Annotated in this window: 11 protein-coding genes; 10 read left to right on the forward strand and 1 reads right to left on the reverse strand. The window is 54.7% G+C overall.

All coding sequences use genetic code 11. The features are described from left to right. Nucleotides 1–61: 61 nt before the first annotated feature. The 6 genes from AC0YN3_RS25805 (at nt 62) to AC0YN3_RS25830 (ending at nt 13,247) form a co-directional block, all read left to right on the forward strand. Complete coding sequence (locus AC0YN3_RS25805; protein ID WP_475777791.1) at nt 62–1,081, forward strand: AAA family ATPase; 1,020 nt, start codon at nt 62–64, stop codon at nt 1,079–1,081. Then, nucleotides 1,078–2,529: a DUF58 domain-containing protein gene (locus tag AC0YN3_RS25810; RefSeq protein ID WP_475777792.1), complete on the forward strand. Its 1,452-nt coding sequence runs from the start codon at nt 1,078–1,080 to the stop codon at nt 2,527–2,529. The genes AC0YN3_RS25805 and AC0YN3_RS25810 overlap by 4 nt, the downstream gene beginning before the upstream one ends. Further along, nucleotides 2,516–5,266 carry a transglutaminase-like domain-containing protein gene (locus AC0YN3_RS25815; RefSeq protein WP_475777793.1) on the forward strand — a complete coding sequence of 917 codons (2,751 nt, stop codon included), beginning with the start codon at nt 2,516–2,518 and terminating at the stop codon, nt 5,264–5,266. Before AC0YN3_RS25810 ends, AC0YN3_RS25815 begins: the two co-directional genes overlap by 14 nt. 468 nt (nt 5,267–5,734) lie before the next feature. After that, complete coding sequence (gene guaA, locus AC0YN3_RS25820; protein WP_475777794.1) at nt 5,735–7,273, forward strand: glutamine-hydrolyzing GMP synthase; 1,539 nt, start codon at nt 5,735–5,737, stop codon at nt 7,271–7,273. Nucleotides 7,274–7,563: 290 nt separating this feature from the next. Continuing rightward, entirely contained in the window at nt 7,564–12,456 is a 4,893-nt protein-coding gene (locus tag AC0YN3_RS25825; RefSeq protein ID WP_475777795.1) for an S-layer homology domain-containing protein, read from the forward strand. Between the two features lie 269 nt (nt 12,457–12,725). Further along, nucleotides 12,726–13,247 carry a GrpB family protein gene (locus AC0YN3_RS25830; RefSeq protein ID WP_475777796.1) on the forward strand — a complete coding sequence of 174 codons (522 nt, stop codon included), beginning with the start codon at nt 12,726–12,728 and terminating at the stop codon, nt 13,245–13,247. Between the two features lie 148 nt (nt 13,248–13,395). Here the strand turns inward: AC0YN3_RS25830 and AC0YN3_RS25835 are convergent, their stop codons facing one another. Further along, nucleotides 13,396–14,049 carry a TetR/AcrR family transcriptional regulator gene (locus AC0YN3_RS25835; RefSeq protein ID WP_475777797.1) on the reverse strand — a complete coding sequence of 218 codons (654 nt, stop codon included), beginning with the start codon at nt 14,047–14,049 and terminating at the stop codon, nt 13,396–13,398. A 104-nt stretch (nt 14,050–14,153) separates the two neighbouring features. Here AC0YN3_RS25835 and AC0YN3_RS25840 point away from each other — a divergent pair, with 104 nt between their 5' ends. From AC0YN3_RS25840 to AC0YN3_RS25855, 4 genes are all read left to right on the forward strand, one after another. Then, on the forward strand, nt 14,154–15,005 hold the full coding sequence (locus AC0YN3_RS25840) for a helix-turn-helix transcriptional regulator (protein WP_475777798.1): 852 nt from the start codon (nt 14,154–14,156) through the stop codon (nt 15,003–15,005). Nucleotides 15,006–15,096: 91 nt separating this feature from the next. Continuing rightward, a complete protein-coding gene (locus AC0YN3_RS25845) occupies nt 15,097–16,071 on the forward strand; it encodes an N-acetylglucosamine kinase (protein ID WP_475777799.1) in 975 nt (324 codons plus the stop codon). Between the two features lie 15 nt (nt 16,072–16,086). Next, complete coding sequence (locus AC0YN3_RS25850; RefSeq protein WP_475777800.1) at nt 16,087–17,403, forward strand: 6-phospho-beta-glucosidase; 1,317 nt, start codon at nt 16,087–16,089, stop codon at nt 17,401–17,403. A gap of 247 nt (nt 17,404–17,650) precedes the next feature. Next, nucleotides 17,651–18,688 carry an ABC transporter substrate-binding protein gene (locus AC0YN3_RS25855; RefSeq protein WP_475777801.1) on the forward strand — a complete coding sequence of 346 codons (1,038 nt, stop codon included), beginning with the start codon at nt 17,651–17,653 and terminating at the stop codon, nt 18,686–18,688. Nucleotides 18,689–18,690 lie beyond the last annotated feature (2 nt).

Raw genomic sequence — 18,690 nt, forward strand, 5'->3', positions numbered from 1 at the left:
TAGAGAAAGCTGGAGAAACTGAAAAATAGATAGATTTATTTTTCAGGAGGCGAATTATACGATGATTTCTCCCCAATTTTCTGAAGATGCGAAAGAGGACCGATATAGCCATTGGCCGGAAGCGCCGCAGGTGCTGCTGCATCGATTGCTAGTTAAGGTAGAGAGCGTGCTGCTCGGCAAACAGCAGGTCATTCGGAACACGTTGACGGCGCTGCTGGCAGGCGGACACGTTCTGCTGGAGGACGTGCCGGGCGTAGGCAAAACGCTGCTGGCGCAAGCTTTTGCCAGAGCGGTAGGCGGCGATTTCAAAAGAATACAATTCACCTCAGACATGTTGCCTGCAGACATCGTGGGCGGTGTCGTGCTGGACGCCCGCTCGAGCGAGCTTGTCTACCGTCCGGGTCCCATAATGGGCAATGTGGTGCTTGCCGACGAGATCAACCGCACATCGCCTCGCACGCAGTCTGCTCTGCTTGAGGCCATGGAGGAGCGGCGCGTAACGGTTGAAGGCAAGACCCGTAAGCTTCCGGTGCCCTTTATGCTGATCGCGACCCAGAATCCGCTCAGCTTCGAGGGCACGAATACGCTGCCGGAGGCGCAGTTGGACCGTTTCATGATGCGGCTAACGATCGGCTATCCCGGCTATTCGGAGGAGAAGCGGATGCTGGAGCAGTATGCGGATGGCAACCGGATTGAGCCGGATCGCCTGCGGCCGGTCATTGCGACGGAGGAATGGCTCCAAATGCAAGCAGAAGCAAGGCAGACGCATATGCATCCGGCGCTGCTTGAATATATGGTGCAAGTCGCGGATGCGACAAGACGGGCGCCCGAGGTGGTGCTGGGGTTAAGCCCGCGCGCACTCCGTGACTGGCTGCGGGCATCCCAAGCCAATGCCTACATGGAAGGCCGGGGTTATGCGGTGCCCGATGATCTGCTTGCCACTGCCGAAGCGGTACTCCCGCACCGGCTGTCGCTGCGCTTCAGCGCGGCTTCCATGGGTGAGGACGCGGCGGCGGTTATTAAACGAACGATTCGCGATTGCCCGATGCCCGCAGCGGCTGGAAGCGGGAAGCGCCGATGAATGCACCGCATCAAGATGACGTATTGCAGATCGTGGATCAGCAGATAGGCGATATCGATGGCATAACGCCGCATGCAGAAAAACAGAAGGGGAAGCTTGAAGGCGATAAGCAAGTGCCAAAAGCGCATCAGCCCGCAGCATACCGTACCAGATGGTTCGCATGGGCCATCATAGCTGCGGCATGGGCGGGGAGCTTGGCAGCGGTTGTTCTGAGAGGCGGCGCCGTAGAATGGTTTATGGCGGCGGTGCTGAGCATGATTATTGTCGTGAGCGGCTTGGCTCCGCTTCTGGCTGCCGCGCGCTTGAGCGCAATTCGGGATTTGTCGCAGGAATCGATCCGTGAAGGCGGGCAGCTGGCTATTCGCTTCACGTTAAAGCGGGCGATTCCCGTACCGTTTGTATGGATCGCCATCCATGAAGAAACCTTGAACGAGAGTTCGGCTTTGAATCGGAAAATCGGCATACATGCGGTGTTCACTCCCGTGTGGAGCAAGGAGACAACCTACCTGTATACGCTTCATCAGCTGCGGCGCGGCCGGCATCCCTATCAGCATGCCGTAGTTACGGTAGGCGATTGGCTCGGCTTAACGGCAATCAGCAGGCAGCTCGATTGCAGATCGGAATTCATCGTTCTGCCAGGCCTTGCGCATGCAGCTAGCCCGAATAGTCCAGACCGCCCGGAGGGCGGGGGCTTATATGCCGTACCGTCTTCCCTGAAGGGAGGGTCGCAGGATTTACGCGGCGAAGCGGGTAGAGAAGAAATCGAGGCAGCGGTTCGCGCAGCCGGACTAGGGCCGGACTTCCGTCCATTCCGGCAAGGAGACTCGCTGCGCCATGTGGACTGGCGGAGCGCTGCCAAAGGACGCGGCTTGCAGACCAAGGTGCATTCGCTTGAGCAGCCCGTTCAAACCTGCATTGCGGTAGATACGATGGCAACGGCTTACGATGCGGACGATCGGCTGTTTGACGCATGCGTAGGCTGGGCAGCGCTAGCTCTCGCGAATGCAGCTGCGCTCGGCAACGGTGTAATGCTCTTGCTTGGAGAAGGTAGCCAGGCCATGCGATTGCCTTATCAGGGCGGGACGCAGCAGGGCGTATCCGGCATGCTGCATGCGATGGCTCTTCTTCGGGCGGAAGGCAAGGGCTCGCTGGCGCGAAGCTTGAATCGCGGCTCCCATTTGCTTACTCGCGGCAGTACGATTCTTGTTTTCACCGCGGATTGGCGCGGCGGACGCAGCTGGGGCGAGCTCGCGGGCTACGCGGCAGAACAAGGCTGCAGGCTTGAGCTGTTTATCGTGACGAGGAATAACGTCCCCACCTTTGCGATGCGCGAGCAGCACAAATGGCTGGAGAGCGGCGGCGTCAAATTGACGTGGCTGCCTGTCCCTGCGAGCATGTCCGCGCAGCCGTACGCAGCGGAAGGGGGCGATGCGCATGAGTATGCATAAAAGCGGCGTTGCCGAAAGAACGGCTAAGCCGATAAGCGAGGACCGCAAGCTAATGCGGCGTGACGTGCCGGAGGAATCCTTTGGATTCCGGCTGGTTACGAGCCTGCTGCTGTACGGCTTATTCGCGGAGTGGCTGCTGCCATGGGTTAACGCCGGAGAATGGTCGGCTATTTACAATCCGGGTCCGCTGCTGCTCGTGATCGGATTCGCGATGTTGTCCGGCTTGTTCCGCCTGCCGGCCGCGATTACGCTCTCGATGAATGCAGTGCTGTGCTTATTGAGCCTAATGTGGCTTTATAAAAGCGCGGATCAAAGCGAGCTGCAATGGCTGCTTGGCTTTCCTGCGATGCTGAAGGAGCATCTGCTGCTGATGGGACAAAGCGGCTTATGGGCGATGTCGAGCGAGCTGCGGACACTGCTGCTGTTTATTGGCTGGGCGATGCTGGCCCCCGCGCTGCAGGCGTTGTTATGGATGCGCCAGACAGCGCTGGGTTTAGCCGCCGTGACGTTAATCTATTTAATTACGCTCCATGTCTGGCTGGGCTTTGAGGTCATGGGGGGATTAATGCGAGCGGTGGCCGAAGGGCTGTTGCTTGGCGCAGTCGTCGCCGTGCCGCGCGTGCAGCGCATGATTGACACAGGCACAAGCAAGCTGAAGGAGCTGGATATGCGCTGGCTGTCCGGGTCCGCGTTCGTCGTCTTGATGGTCGTAGGCTTCGGCTTGCTGTTTGCCGGAGGACGCGAGTCGGACATGCCTGCTCCGAGCTGGACGGCTTCACTTAACGAACGCTTGGAAGAAACCGTCCGGTCTTTGGGAACCCAGCAGGGGGCGGTAACAACGCTTAGCCAATCGGGCTTCGGCCAATTAGGCGGAGCCTTTACCGGCTACGGCTTCGATGACAGCCAGCTTGGCGCGCCGGTGAAGAAGGACGAGCGGGTTATTTTTATAGGCAGCTCGCCTGCAGAAGCGTATTGGCGCGGCGAGACCAAGCAAGTATATGACGGACGCGGCTGGGTGGATAGCGCCGGAACTCCCGTGCTGCAGCCTATAAAGGAAACGGGTAAAACCGCATCCTCCGAAGCCGCGATACAAGAAGGCGGCATGCTGCAAGGACCCGTCATCCGGCAATCGGTCGTGTGGACGGAGCCGGCGGCAGGCATGCCGCTGTTCGCCTCGGGATTGCAAGGACATGTAACCGAGCTTATCGCAGCCGATCCGCGCCGCAAGCTGGGCAGCTACGTCCACAATGCCGACAGCAGCTCCATGTTTGCGCAATCGGACAAGACCAAGGTAGAACGCTTTACGGTGGAAAGCATGCTGCCCGTTACGGACGGCACGCAATTGCGCACGCTTAGCCGTGAACCAAGCATGGCTTCAGATGGAAGCAGGGAGTCAGCGGAAGGAAATGCGTCTCTAGAGGAAGCGGAGCTAACGACGGAGCTGGAGCCATACCTGCAGCTGCCATCGTCGCTTCCCAGCCGCGTTACGGCTTTAGCTGCCGAGATAGCTGGAGGCGGCGTAACGAGCCGCTACGACCAAGTGAAAGCGATTGAGGATTTTTTGAAAGCAAGCTACACCTATACGCTTGACGGCAGCTCGCAGCCTCCCGAGGGCAGCGATTTCGTCGACAACTTTTTGTTCGACCAGCGTCAAGGCTATTGCGTGCATTTCTCGACCGCGATGGTCGTGCTGCTTCGTTCGCAAGGGATTCCGGCGAGATGGGTAAAAGGGTTCACGTCCGGAACGGCAGTGTCCGATCGGTCCGCAGGAATAGATGGCAGCAAGGAGCTTGCAGGGGATGATGCGCTGGATACTTTAGGAGCCCGCGCGCAAGCTGATGGAAGCGGCAATGCAATAGGCGCCGAGCTGACCGATTACGAAGTGAAGGGCTCGGATGCGCATGCATGGGTCGAAGTGTATTTCCCAGGCGCAGGCTGGGTGCCCTTTGATCCTACCCCCGGATTCAGCGGCGTATTGAGCGTTGCCTCCGCGGCTCCGACTGGCGGTGCGCTTGCTGCTCCGGCAATGGGCGCTACGGGAGCGGCAATCGCGAGCGATGCTGCCGGAAACAGCGAGGCGAGCCTAGCTAGCTTCGCCGCATGGGCTGAGGCAGCGGCCGCGATCGGGGCAGATGCCCTATCGCAGGCAGCGCACCGAGCAGCGGCGGCATCGCCAGCCGCTGCTGCAGCCGCAGGCGCGGCCGCGCTGGCGCTCGCGGCCGCGGCCATTGCTGCGGCACAGCGCCAGCGGCTTCGCCTTTCGCTGGCGCTGCGCCGCTACGGCGCGGCTTACGCCGGCATCGCGAAGCTCGCCGGCGGAGCCGCGCCCTACCCGTCACATGAACCTGTGACGGGCAGGGCTGCCGCTGCGGCGGAGCTTGCGCCGCGGAAGGGCAGGGCGTCGCCGCATGATGCCGATGGGCTCGTGCGCGCCAGCTTTATTAGCGTCGCCGATCACTTGGCGCCGCTGCTGTATCGCCGTTTCGGCGAGCGCGCGCCTGGCCTGACGGCGCGCGAATACGCGCTGGCGGCTGCGCCCGCGCTCCCTGCTGAGCAGCAGGATGCGCTCCGCCAGCTGACCCGCTGGATGGAGGAAGCGCATTTTGCCGCGCCGGGGCCATGGATTAGCGCACCGACGCCAGCCGCGCTGCGCACGGTGCTTCGCGTGCTGGACAAGCGGCCGATTCACAAATCGAAACGCGCGGAGAACATGAAATCGCCTACCAAAATAGTGTGAACCCATGCGTGGGATGAATCGCTAGCGCGTGGTACGCAGCAAGAATCATATTTGTGGAAGAACCTTTCATGCTTCGCGTATGAAATATCCAATGACCACAAAAGAAGCGCCCGATGAAAGGAATAGGAATAGGAATAGGCTGCTGCTCTTACCGACAAGGTCCCGAATGGGGCCTATGTCTGTTTGACAGGGGGCACCTGGATAAATCGCTTTTTGAAGTTGCGATTTCAATTGGATCGCACGCGGTACTTCCATTCAGTTGCGGCGGAATACCAAAAGGCTCATGTGTTAAAAAATAATGGCTGCATGCCGCTGTTCGTTCATGAGCAGCGGCGCCGCGTATTTTGTCAGATTCTAGGCTGTAACTGCGAGGAATCGACTTCTTCTACGAATTGTCACGTTGTTTCGCCTTGACTCGCTTAAACCGCCTTATATATAATTACTACATAATTTGAGGGAGGCTCGGTAATGACTAAGCAAAATGAAATCATTGTTGTTCTCGATTTTGGAGGCCAATACAATCAGCTGATTGCGCGCCGTATTCGCGATTTAGGCGTATACAGCGAGCTGCTGCCTTACAACACGTCGGTAGAACGGATCCGTGAATTACAGCCGAAGGGCATTGTATTCTCGGGAGGACCGGCTAGCGTTTATGAAGAAAATTCACCTATGGTGGACCCGGCGATTTATGATTTGAACATTCCGATTTTTGGCATCTGCTACGGCATGCAGCTTATGTCCCATCAGCTTGAGGGTAAAGTTGAGCGCGCGGGCAAACGCGAGTATGGCAAAGCTGAGGTTGAATTTATTGAAGGTTCCCAAATCGGATTTGGCCTTGATAAGGTTCAAACGGTTTGGATGAGCCACGGCGACCACGTCGTAGAATTGCCTGCAGGATTTGAAGTAGATGCAAGCACGGAGCATGCTCCGGTTGCGGCTATGAGCAATAAAGAACGTCAATTTTATGCAGTTCAATTCCACCCTGAGGTTCGCCACTCGGAGTTCGGCAATGAAATGATCCGTAATTTCCTATATAACATTTGTGATTGCGATGGCACATGGACGATGGAGTCCTTCATTGAGGACGCAATCCGCGATATTCGCAACGAGGTTGGCGACAAAAAGGTGCTATGCGCGCTTTCCGGCGGCGTAGATTCCTCCGTTGTAGCGATCCTTCTCCACAAAGCGATCGGCGATCAGCTGACTTGTATGTTTATTGACCATGGCATGCTGCGCAAAGGCGAAGCGGAAGGCGTTATGGAAACCTTCGTCGGCAAATTCGACATGAAGGTGCTTAAGATCGATGCGCAGGAGCGTTTCCTCGGCAAGCTTAGAGGCGTAGAGGATCCAGAGCAAAAACGTAAAATCATCGGCAACGAATTTATTTACGTATTCCAAGAAGAGTCGGACAAGCTCGACGACTTTGAATTTTTGGCGCAAGGCACGCTTTATACGGATATCGTCGAGAGCGGCACGGCTACGGCGCAAACGATCAAATCGCACCACAATGTCGGCGGCTTGCCGGATGACATTAAGTTCAAGCTGATCGAGCCGCTTAAAGCGTTGTTCAAAGACGAGGTTCGCAAAGTCGGCGAAGAGTGCGGCTTGCCTGAAGCAATCGTATGGCGCCAGCCATTCCCGGGTCCAGGTCTTGCGATCCGCGTTCTAGGCGAAGTGACAGAGGATAAGCTTCATATCGTGCGTGAATCCGATGCTATTCTGCGTGACGAGATCGCCAAAGCAGGCCTTGACCGTGAAATTTGGCAATACTTCACTGCGCTTCCGAACATGAAGAGCGTAGGCGTAATGGGTGATGCCCGTACGTACTCGTACACGGTCGGTATCCGCGCGGTTACTTCGATCGACGGAATGACGGCAGACTGGGCGCGTATTCCTTGGGATGTGCTCGAAAAAATATCCGTTCGTATCGTTAACGAAGTAGACAACGTTAACCGTATCGTCTATGACGTAACGTCGAAACCGCCAGCTACAATCGAGTGGGAATAGGCTGGAATTAATTAATGTCGTCACTCGCTCGGAAGCCTTGATACATAAGGGTTTACGGCGTTGAGGGTATTGATATTCCGCTACCCAGCCACTATAGAATGAAAAATTACTCTCTTTTATTTGCGTTGTTTCGCAATTAGAAGAGAGTATTTTTTTGACCACAATCAAGGAACCGATTCTGGACTTTACGTGCGCATTCTCTCTTTCTTTCATAATTCTTTCAGAGGGATGTTGTACATTTAGTTATATAAATATTAAATTTATAAAACATACCAGAGAGGGAGATAGAATTGAAAAAATCATTGAAAAAATCATTGCTCGCACTGTTAGTATTTCTTTTAGTAGTTGGGCCGCTACTCGTGCCTCCGAAGGCGAATGCGGCAACGGGATTGACGTTCAAGAGCGTGTCTTCGGGAATTTTTGCGACGCTCGCGCTCGACGATGCTGGGCATATTTGGGCTTGGGGCAGAAACGAAGGCACGTTTGGCGACGGAACGACCGATAGTTCCGTCACGCCCAAGCGCATTGATGTTATGGAGGGTGCAACTCCCGTAACGTTCCGGGAAGTGAAAACACAACGGCTGACCTCGATGGCGCTCGATACCACCGGTCACTTGTGGATGACCGGGGAAGACAGTAATGGCGCCCAGGGTAACGGAGCCGGCCGATCCGATGCGACAGCCTGGACCAAGCTTCCCGTATTGGACGGGGCGGAGGACGTCACATTTACAGCGATCGCTGCGGGGTACTGGAATGGGTTTGCCATCGACAGTCACGGCTCGATCTGGGGCTGGGGGATCCATATGAGCGATACGCCGGTGAAGCAGATTATTACGGACGGAGTTAGCGCCGTCTCCTTCAAGGGGCTAACGGCCGGTAACCAGGCCGCAATCGCGCTCGACACATCCGACCGGATCTGGAATCTCTTAACTATCGTCCCGAATACGGTGAAGTTCGATCTGGTGGACGGCAGCTCGGTGCCGTATCAGTTCAAGGCGATCTCCACCGGTAACGGTGGAGATGGCGGCAACGTCCTCACGAATTACATTCTACATACCGCACTGGATTCGGATGGCCATATCTGGACATGGGGCAATAACAACTCCGGTCAATTGGGAGATGGGGGAGCCTCGGGAGCTGCGGGCACGGCCACGCCGACGCTTCGCGATCTAAAGGACGGTGCTGTGTCTGCAAAATTTAAGTCTTTGTCCGCCGGCGACCAGTATGTGCTGACTGTGGATACGACCGGCGATATCTGGAGCTGGGGATCTAATGCCAATGGGCAATTGGGCGACGGAACGACCAATAACGGATTGCCGAAGAAGCTGGCCGTAAAGGACAACAACGGCAATCCGGTCGACTTCGTGTCGGTCTACGCCGGTGTCAACAAGTCGTTCGCGATCGATACTAACGGTCGAATCTGGGCGTGGGGCTTCGACGCGGCTAGTGTGCCGACTCGACTAAAGTTTGTGCCTGGGGCAACGCTTAGCGTATCACCGGCGTCATCTTCGACGAAGCTGCAGTCGGTCACGTTGACGGCGACGGTAGCCGGCGGTTTGGAGACGCCGACCGGAACGGTCCAATTCATGGATGGTGCCACCCTTCTGGGAAGCGCTTCGCTTACTGGCGGAACAGCTACCTATACGGTAATTTCATTGGCTGTACGATTGCATACATTGTCAGTTAGTTATCAAGGAGATAGTCACTATGTGGCGGCAAGCTCTGCGAGTGTCTCCCACCAAGTGGACATGCCGGAAGCCCCCGGCCTGACGTTAACCCCTTTGACGACGAGCGACACTTTCGATCCGGTGACTGTTGCCGTGGCCGCTTCAATCAACGGCAGCGGCAATTCGCTCAGTCTCTTGAAGTGGCAGGCCGGGAGCAAGACCGTGTCCAACTTCGCGAGCGCGGGGACTGTTATCACAACACCCTTGAAGTTTGATGCGGCGAGCAATGGGATTTATACGGTCTATGCGAAAGATGCGGCAGGCAACGAGGTTGTTAAGACAATTGAGGTAACCAACATTCTGCAAGCTGGCGACCCGTCGTCGCTGAATGCTGCGATCTTGACGGCGGAGCAGGTGCTGACGTACCATCCGGCAGGGACGAGCGTCGGACAAGCTTCCGCGAGCGCGAGGAACACGCTGCAATCGGCGATCGACGCATCGCAATTGGTTGAGGATGATGCGGAGCATCGAACGCAGGCGCAATTGGACGCGGTAACGACGACGCTGAACAGAGCGATCGCGACGTTTATCGAAGCTGTGATCGTAGCGGGCGATGCAGCGACGCTGGATGCTGCGATCGCGACGGCGGAGCAGGCGCTGGAGAACCATCTCGAGGGGACGGACGTCGGGCAAGCGTCCGAGAGCGCGCGGGACTTGCTGCAAACGGCGATCGACGCGGCGCAGGATGTCTCGGATGACGCAACGAATCAAACGCAGGCGCAACTGAATACGGCGACGACAACGCTGAACGGAGCGATCGCGACGTTTAATGAAGCTGTGATCGTAGCGGGCGATCCAGCGGTGCTGGATGCTGCAATCACGACGGCGGAACAGACGTTGGCGGATCATCCGGAAGGAACGGGATTCGGACAAGCGTCCAAGAGCACGCGGGATGCGCTGCAATTGGCGATCGGCGAGGCGCAAGACGTCTTGGATGATGCAACAAATCATACGCAAGCGCAACTGGATACAGCGACGACAACGCTGAACGAAGCGCTCACGACGTTTAACGAAGCGGTGATCGTAGCGGGCGATCCAGCGGTGCTGGATGCTGCGATCGCGACGGCGGAACAGACGTTGACGGGCCATCCGGAAGGAACGAACGTGGGGCAAGCGCCCGAGACTGCGCGAAATGCGCTGCAATCAGCGATTGACGCAGCACAGGATGTATCGGAAGACGCATCTCACCGATCGCAGGCGCAACTGGACGCGGCGACGATTACCCTGAACGGCGCGATCGCGACGTTTAACGAAGCGGTGAGCGTAGCGGGCGATGCAGCGACGCTGGATACTGTGATCGCGACTGCGGAGCAGGCATTGAAGGATCATCCGGAGGGAGCGGAACTCGGACAGGCGTCCGAGAGCGTTCGAGGCGTGCTCCAAACGGCGATCAATGAGGCGCAGGCGATATTGGACGACGCGACGAATCAGACGCAGGCACAGCTGGATTTGGCAACGACGACGCTGAACGATGCAATCTCGGCATTCGGGCTGACCGTTGTCGGCGTCGTCTTGAATGTGCCAGGCGCAGGCTTGTACGGCGTGGGAGACACACTCTCGTTCACATTGACGTATCGCGACGAGGTGAACGTCGCTGGGATACCGCGGCTGGCGCTTGCGCTCGGAGCCAATTCCGTAGCGGATACCGCGTACGCTGCGTATACGGGGGGAACGGACGTAACGACGAATAGCTTAAGGTTCGAATACGTAGTGCCCGAAGGCTTGCTGGATGAAGATGGCATCGCACTCCAAGGCCGGCTTGATCTGCCTGCTGGAGCAGCCGTCACGCTCGTCGCGGGCGGCGCGGATGCGCTGGCGAGTTTCGGCGTACCCGAGACGAGTGGCATTCGGCTGATCGGGAAGGCGCCGGCGCTTGAGCTGAGCGCGGCTGGCACGCCGCGCACGTCGGCTGATGTGACGGTGACGGCGGCGGTATACGGCGAAGCGGCAGCGGGGAATTCGCTCGTGCAGCTGAACTGGCTGATGGGAGTGCATGACGTCGCCGATTTCGCGGGAGGAGCAGCCGGCACGTCGATTATCGTGCCGAAGGCGTTCACGGTGCAGACGAACGGAGACTATACCGTATATGCCCAGGATGCCGCTGGCAACGAGTCCGCAGCGGTCATTACGATCGCTTCCATTATTCCGGTCAGCACGCCGTCTAATTCCGGCACGACGGTCGAATTGTCGCCGGACGGCGGCGTATTGGTCCGTGTCGCCGATTCGGACATCAAGAAGGAGACACTGCCGGACGGAACCTTGACGGAGAAGTTCGAGCTGACAGACCTGTTGATGGACCAGATTTTGGAGCATTTGAAAAACGCAGGCAAGCCGACCGTGACGTTGGTGATCGACGACACGGAACGTGAGGTAAATGTATACTTCCCGGCCGATCGACTCGGTGAGCAGCTCGCCGCTTACCCGAACTTGCAGTACGAGGTACGACTGAACGACTCCAGCTTCATGCTGCAGGTTAACGTGTTGGATCTGGCTGATCTGGCAGCCCGGCTAGGCGTAGATTTGAAAGATATAAAGGTAAGCATTATGACGTCGCAAGTTGTCGGATCGGCCAAGACAGAACTGGAGAGGCAGGCCGGCACGAAAGGAATGAAGCTGGTCGGTCAAGCGGTCGATTATCGCATTATGGTGACGGCCGGCGGCCGCTCGGTCGAAGTGACGGATTTCGGCGGCACGTACATGGCTCGGGCTATCGTCATGAAATCGATTGAGCCGGGCAAGCGCTATACCGCTGTCGTATATGATCCAAGCGTTCCGTCGTTTTCCTTTGTACCGGCCGTATTGGGGACGAGAAGCGACGATAAGCAACAAATGTCCATGAGGACCCCGCATAACAGCATCTATGCCATCATGGAGACGACAAAGCGTTCGTTCGGCGACCTGAATGGCCACTGGGCGAAGGAAGATGTGGAGCTGCTTGCGTCGAAGCTGATCGTGCAGGGCGTATCGGATACGAAGTTCTTGCCTGGGGGCACCGTCAAACGGGCAGAATTCCTCACGCTGCTCGTGCGTGCGCTTGGCATAAGAACGGATGCAGATCCTTCGGCTTTAAGCTTCGTGGATGTGCCTTCGTCCGCTTGGTACTTGCCAGAGATAGCAGCTGGCGTGAAGGCCGGATTGGCGCAGGGGCTGGATGCGGACCACTTCGATCCGAACGGCACGGTGACGCGCGAGCAGATGGCAGTCATGCTGGACAATGCGTTAGCGCTGGCAGAGGGGCGGAATAGCGAGTCTGCCGCTTTGTCCGGGTCTGTCGACTTCGCTGATGCGAGCCGTATCTCGTCGTGGGCGCGCGCAGCCATTGAGCGAATCGCTGAAGAAGGTATCGTGCAGGGCACGGCGGACGGACGCTTCGAGCCGCAAGCAAATGCAACCCGGGCTGAAGCGGCCGCGATGCTTAAGCGGTTCTTATTGACGGTACAGTTTATCGATGGGTAATAGGCACGTTAACCAAATCATCTATGAGGTGACTTCGATACCGCAAGCTACGATCGAGTGGGAATAGGCCAAACATCATTAATGTTGTCAATCGCTCGGAAGCCTTGATACATAATGGTTTACGGCGTTGAGGGCATTGATATTCCGCTACCTAGCCACTATAGAATGAAAAAATACTCTCTTTTATTTTGCGTTGTCTAGCAAATAGAAGAGAGTATTTTTTTGACTTATAATGATGTTAGACGTAATTAAAAAAGGGAGGGTGAGCCTTGCGCAAAGCGGAAATCATGCCTTGGACGGAAAACTGGAATGAATTATATCAAACCGAAGCACATATCCTTGCATCGGTACTGGAAGAAGAAATGATCGAGATCCACCACATCGGAAGCACTTCAGTCAAGCAAATCGGGTTTGCTAAACCAATCATCGATATTTTGGTTGTCGTCAAGAACGTTCATAAACTTGATGCGTACAACGATCAGATGGAATCCTTCGGTTACACGCCAAGAGGCGAAAACGGCATGACTGGAAGGCGCTACTTTATAAAAGGCGGCCAGCAAAGAACGCATCATGTCCATTGCCATCAGATTGCAGATGAAAGAATAGACATTCATTTAGCTTTTAAGCAATATATGATTGCGCATCCAGATGATGCAAGGGCATACGGGGAGCTGAAATTAAAGCTTGCCGGGCAGTTCCCTCATGATGTTCATAGGTATCAGACAGGTAAGGAATCGTTTCTTGATGAAATGATCTTAAAAGCGACGGAATGGGCGAAGAAAAGAGGTTAACCATTCGTATGTTTATTATGATTAATGGCACATTTGGCGTTGGAAACACAACTACGGCCTCCAAGCTGCAAGAAAGAATTCCGAACAGCATGTTGTTTGATCCAGAAGAAGTCGGATATATGTAAGGCGGATGCTAACAGATGCGCCATTACTTGTTCCGATCATGGAGCTGTCTATCGAATCCGAGCAACAGCGCCTCAAAGGCGGCATGGAAGGTCGGAGAGAGACGCGCCATAATCGAATCCGTGCTTTCTTCTGATTGGGTATAGGTCCCCACGATCCCGCGCAGCATAAAGAAATAAATACGGGAACGGGCAAGCAGTTCGTCGCCCTCAGGCACATTTAAATAGGTACCCAACAGACGCGAGATGATATGGAACAAGTACTGCCGCATCCGGTTGATCGCATGTTCAATTTCGGATTCATCAACGCGAGCTTGTTTGGACTCGAATAAAATGCCGTACATGCTTCGATTGTCGAGGCAGAACCGGATAAATTGCTCATTAAGCCGGCGAAGCTTCTCGTCCGAGGACAGGAAGGCATCGCCTGACAACATGTCCAATCCCGTTTTGAGCAGCTCCAAGGGCCGCGTCGACAAAGCATAAAGCAGAGCCTCCTTATCTTGAAAATAAATATAAATCGTCGTATGCGAGCAGCCGGCTTCTTTGGCAATTTGCCTGATAGTGACCGTTTCGTAGCCTCGCTCGCCGAAAAGCTTCTCTGCAGCCGCAATAATCGACTGCTTCGTTTCTTCTGAACGTTGTTCCTTTTTAGTAGCCAGTTTATTTCCACCTCCAAGCATGTAACCGATGGTTATACGCTATTCCATGCGGCATGATGTTGTCAAACGAACGATTCTGTTATAATTTTTGTTACCTATTATACCGTTCGTTTAAGGAGATATCGATGAAGCTATTGCCTTCCATAAGCAAAGACGAGATTGCTCTTCCGCAGGCATTTCCGATTATCATATCCCAGTCTCAGGGCGTTTCCCCGACCTTCCAGCGGCTCCACTGGCACACAGCGCTTGAAATTAACTATATCGAGCAGGGCAGCGGTTATTATTTGATCAACGGCAGCCGTTATGATTTCCAGCAAGGCGATATCGTGCTTATTCACGCAAATGACTTGCATCGCGCATTCGAGGAAGAGGGGCTCGTCATGGGCATCGTGATGTTCGATCCGTCCCTGCTTGCTTTAGAACAGCGCTATGATGCGGAGCTGCTCATACCGTTCCGCGATATCGGCCACCGTTTTGATTATGTGCTTGAGAGAACGCATTATGCGCACGGGCTGCTCGGAACGATACTAAAGGAAATGAAGGCGGAGTTCGAACGCAAGGAGCCGCATTTCGAGGTTGTCGTGAGAGCAAAGCTTATTCAGCTGCTGGCGTTCGTCAACCGATATTTTGCGAGAAACAATAAAAATGAATCGCAGCATGCGCGAGGAACGGAAACGATCCGTGCCGTGCTGCGCGATATCGAGAGCGATATCGCTTATCCTTGGACGTTAGGGAAGCTGGCTGAAGCGGCTCATCTCAGCCCTTCCCGGTTCAGCGCACTATTCGTGCAGGTCGTCGGCACTTCGCCGCTTGACTATTTGATTCAGCTTCGGTTGTCGCAAGCGGTGAATGTGCTGGAATCAACCGATAAGAAGATTATAGAAGTAGCTGCGGAATGCGGTTTTCGCAATTTATCCAATTTCAACCGCTTGTTTAAGCAGCATGTTGGCAAGCTGCCATCTGAGTTTAGAATTTAAAAAACAGTAAGATAGTATCAGAACATCGTTCTTTATCATTAGAAGAGCGATGTTTTTTGTTTTACAATGAAGCTATGAACAAAAAAGGAGCGTGGCCGTCATTATTTTCCTTGGAATAGACGCAGGCGGAAGCAAAACCCATGCCTTGCTCGTTGATGATAGAGGCCGGGTGCTTGGCAGGGGGCTTGGCGGGAACGGCAATCACCAGACCGCATTCGAGAAGGCAGGAACGCATATCGAAGACGCTTGCCAGCAGGCATTGCAGGAAGCCGGCATAGCGAAGGAGCAGGTAACCTACGCTTACTTCGGACTCGCCGGAGCTGACCGTGAGCCGGATTATGAGATATTGCGGCCGATGATTGCTTCACTTGGCTATGAGCACTACGCCATTGCGTGCGATACCATGATCGGTATGCGCGCGGGTACAAACAAATCCTATGGCGGCGTTATTATTAGCGGCACCGGCTTCAATGCCGCGGCGCGCAACTCGGAAGGCGAAGAGCTGCAGTACGGAGGTTTTGGCTATTTGTTCGGAGACGGGCAAGGCTCGGGCACCGATCTAGCGGTTCACGCGTTCCGCAGTGCCATCCGTGCTTGGGAAGGAAGAGAGCAGGCGACTTTGCTTAGCGAGCTTGTTCCCCAGAGGCTTGGCTACGCAACCATTCAAGAAATGTATGATGATGCGTTATATAACCACAAGCGTCCCGGATATGGCCTGGCTAAGGTCATGTTCGAAGCAGCTGCGCAGGGGGATGCGGTTGCGATCCGGATATTGCGGGAAGCCGGAAGCGAGCATGCGAATGCCGTTATTGCTTTGATTAAGCGCCTTGGCATGGAGCAGGAACGCTTCGATGTCGTGCTTACGGGCAGCGTGCTGTCGCGCGGCGGCTCTCCCCATATGGTCGATGCGATCAATGAGGCGCTGGCTTTAGCAGCACCGGATGCCAAGACCGTGCGATTGACGGTGGACCCTGTCATTGGGGCCGTTATGAGCGCGATGGACAGCAAAGGGATCATAATCGATGAGGCCGTGGATGCCGTATTGCGGAAAATAACATTTCAATAAGGGAGGCTCATTCATATGTCGAAAAAACAGTTAAAGGTCGCCGTTATTGGCGGCGGCTCCTCATATACGCCGGAAATCGTTGAAGGCTTTATCAAGAAATACGACGAGATGCCGATTCGCGAGCTGTGGCTCGTGGATATCGAGGAAGGACGCCATAAACTGGCGATAGTCGGCGAGCTTGCGAAGCGGATGGTGGAAAAAGCGGGCGTGCCGATAGAAGTGAAGCTTACTCTGGATCGCCGCGAAGCGATTGCAGGGGCTGACTTCGTCACGACGCAAATGCGCGTGGGGCTGCTTGAGGCAAGGCGGCGCGATGAGCATATCCCGATATCCCATGGGGTTATCGGACAAGAAACGACGGGTCCTGGCGGAATGTTCAAGGCGCTTCGTACGGTACCGGTCATCCTTGATATTTGCAAGGACATCGAGGAGCTGGCGCCTGACGCATGGATGCTGAACTTCACGAATCCCGCTGGAATCGTGACGGAAGCCGTTCAGAAGCATAGCAAGGTCAAAACGGTTGGCCTGTGCAACTCACCGATCAATTTTCAGAAATTTCTCGCGAAGGAATATGGCGTAAGCGAAAGCGACGTATTGCCGGAGTTTGTCGGCATTAACCATCTGCACTGGGTTACGGCAGCGTACGTGAACGGCGAGGATAAGCTCCAGGAGATGATCGGCGGCGGCAAGGATTATTCCGCTACTAACGTTACGAAATTTGACTGGGATGCGGATTTCCTTCGATCTTTAGGCGCTTTGCCAACGTATTACCTGCGTTATTTCTATATGACGGATGCGATGATTGCCGATATGAAGGAATCGTTTGCCAAAAATGGAACGCGTGCTGAAGTCGTGAGCCGCGTGGAAACCGAGCTGTTCGAGCTCTATAAGGACGTCAATCTGAATGAGAAGCCGAAGCAGCTTGAGCAGCGCGGCGGCGCATATTACTCGGAGGCAGCCGTGAATCTCATGCACTCGCTGTACACGGACAAGCGTGATATCCAAACGCTGAATGTGAGAAACGGAAGCATCATCGGCTTTTTGCCGGAGGATGCAAGCATCGAGGTCAACTGCGTCGTGGCGGCGCAGGGTCCTATTCCGCTGCCGCTTCAGCGTGTCCCAGAGCAAATCAAAGGCCTGATGCATGCCGTGAAAACGTACGAATCGCTTACGATCGAGGCTGCTATTAGCGGAGATTGGGGCCTGGCTCTGCAAGCGCTAGTGCATCATCCGCTCGTTCCGAGCGTTTCGGTTGCCAAGCTGCTGCTTGAAGAGATGCTTGAAGCGAACAAAGACTATTTGCCGAATTTTTTCAAAAACGAAACGTTGTAACGCTTTCTGCCAAGCAGAATGCGGGGAGGACGGGAGCATAGCTTCCGTCTTTTTTGGCGTTCATTTCAGTAAAAAACCTCGCCGTAATGAACGCGAAAAACATGAAATTATTTACATTGACATCTATCGCTATCAATTATATGATAACAAAGGTTCGTGAACATGATAATCATTATCAATTTATCGACAACGATTATCAATCGAAACGCATAGGCAAATGGCTTAAAAAAATAGGGGGTAAAAGAAAATGAACAAACGTTTGATGAGCTTGATGATGGTGATCGTCGTTATGCTGGTGGCGGCTGGCTGCGGGGCGAATAATGCAGCAAACAACACGGCAGCAAATAACGGTGCAGGGAACGAAGCTAGCAGCAATGCGGCCGCTACGAATGCAGCAAACACGGATGCAACTGGCCCAATCGTCGTTAAGGATGCAAAAGGCGAAGTCACGCTTGAGAAGCCAGCGCAAAAAGTTGTTGTGCTGGAGTGGACGTTCACGGAGGATATTATCGCGCTTGGCATGCAGCCAATCGGTAATGCGGACAACGAAGGTTATAAGACATGGGTAACGGGAGAAGCTCCGCTTGATGCAGGCGTAACTGACGTCGGTTTCCGGCACGAGCCGAACCTAGAGGCAATCGCTGCATTGAAGCCTGACCTGATCATTGCGAACACGGACAGCCATGAGGCGATTTACGAGCAGCTGAAAGGCATTGCGCCAACGGTCATATTCAGCCTATATCCGCTTGAAGGCAAAGGCGACCAATATTCAGAAATGATTAGCATGTTCAAATCCATTGCGGCGGCAGTCGGCAAAACGGCAGAAGGCGACAAAGTGCTTGCCGATCTGGACCAGCATTACGCAGACGCAAAAACGAAGCTGGCTGCAGCTGGCAAAGAAGGACTTAACTACGTGCTTACGCAAGCGTTCAGCTACCAAAATGCTGCAACAATGCGTCTGTTCATGGATAACTCCCTAGCTGTTCAAACGCTTGACCGCATCGGTCTTAAAAACGATTGGAAGCCGGAGCAATTCGAGCTTTACGGCTTTACTACTTCGACAGTAGAAGCACTTCCGGCCGTACAGGATACGAACCTTATCTACATCGTTCAAAAAGACGATGATATTTTCTCAGGCACGCTGAAAGACAACTCGGTTTATAACGGCCTTAACTTTGTGAAGGAAAAACGCACATATGCCCTAGACAGCACGACATGGGTATTCGGCGGTCCGATCTCCTCCAAGGTAATCGTTGACCAAGTCGTAAATACATTAACGAAATGAGC

The organism is Paenibacillus sp. J22R232 (genome assembly GCF_056269165.1).

Excerpts from the sequence above, each read along its gene's own strand:
- AC0YN3_RS25805 (WP_475777791.1), top strand. The coding sequence starts at position 62 with ATGATTTCTCCCCAATTTTCTGAAGATGCGAAAGAGGACCGATATAGC.
- AC0YN3_RS25810 (WP_475777792.1), top strand. The coding sequence starts at position 1,078 with ATGAATGCACCGCATCAAGATGACGTATTGCAGATCGTGGATCAGCAG.
- AC0YN3_RS25815 (WP_475777793.1), top strand. The coding sequence starts at position 2,516 with ATGAGTATGCATAAAAGCGGCGTTGCCGAAAGAACGGCTAAGCCGATA.
- guaA (WP_475777794.1), top strand. The coding sequence starts at position 5,735 with ATGACTAAGCAAAATGAAATCATTGTTGTTCTCGATTTTGGAGGCCAA.
- AC0YN3_RS25835 (WP_475777797.1), bottom strand. The coding sequence starts at position 14,049 with ATGCTTGGAGGTGGAAATAAACTGGCTACTAAAAAGGAACAACGTTCA.
- AC0YN3_RS25840 (WP_475777798.1), top strand. The coding sequence starts at position 14,154 with ATGAAGCTATTGCCTTCCATAAGCAAAGACGAGATTGCTCTTCCGCAG.
- AC0YN3_RS25850 (WP_475777800.1), top strand. The coding sequence starts at position 16,087 with ATGTCGAAAAAACAGTTAAAGGTCGCCGTTATTGGCGGCGGCTCCTCA.
- AC0YN3_RS25855 (WP_475777801.1), top strand. The coding sequence starts at position 17,651 with ATGAACAAACGTTTGATGAGCTTGATGATGGTGATCGTCGTTATGCTG.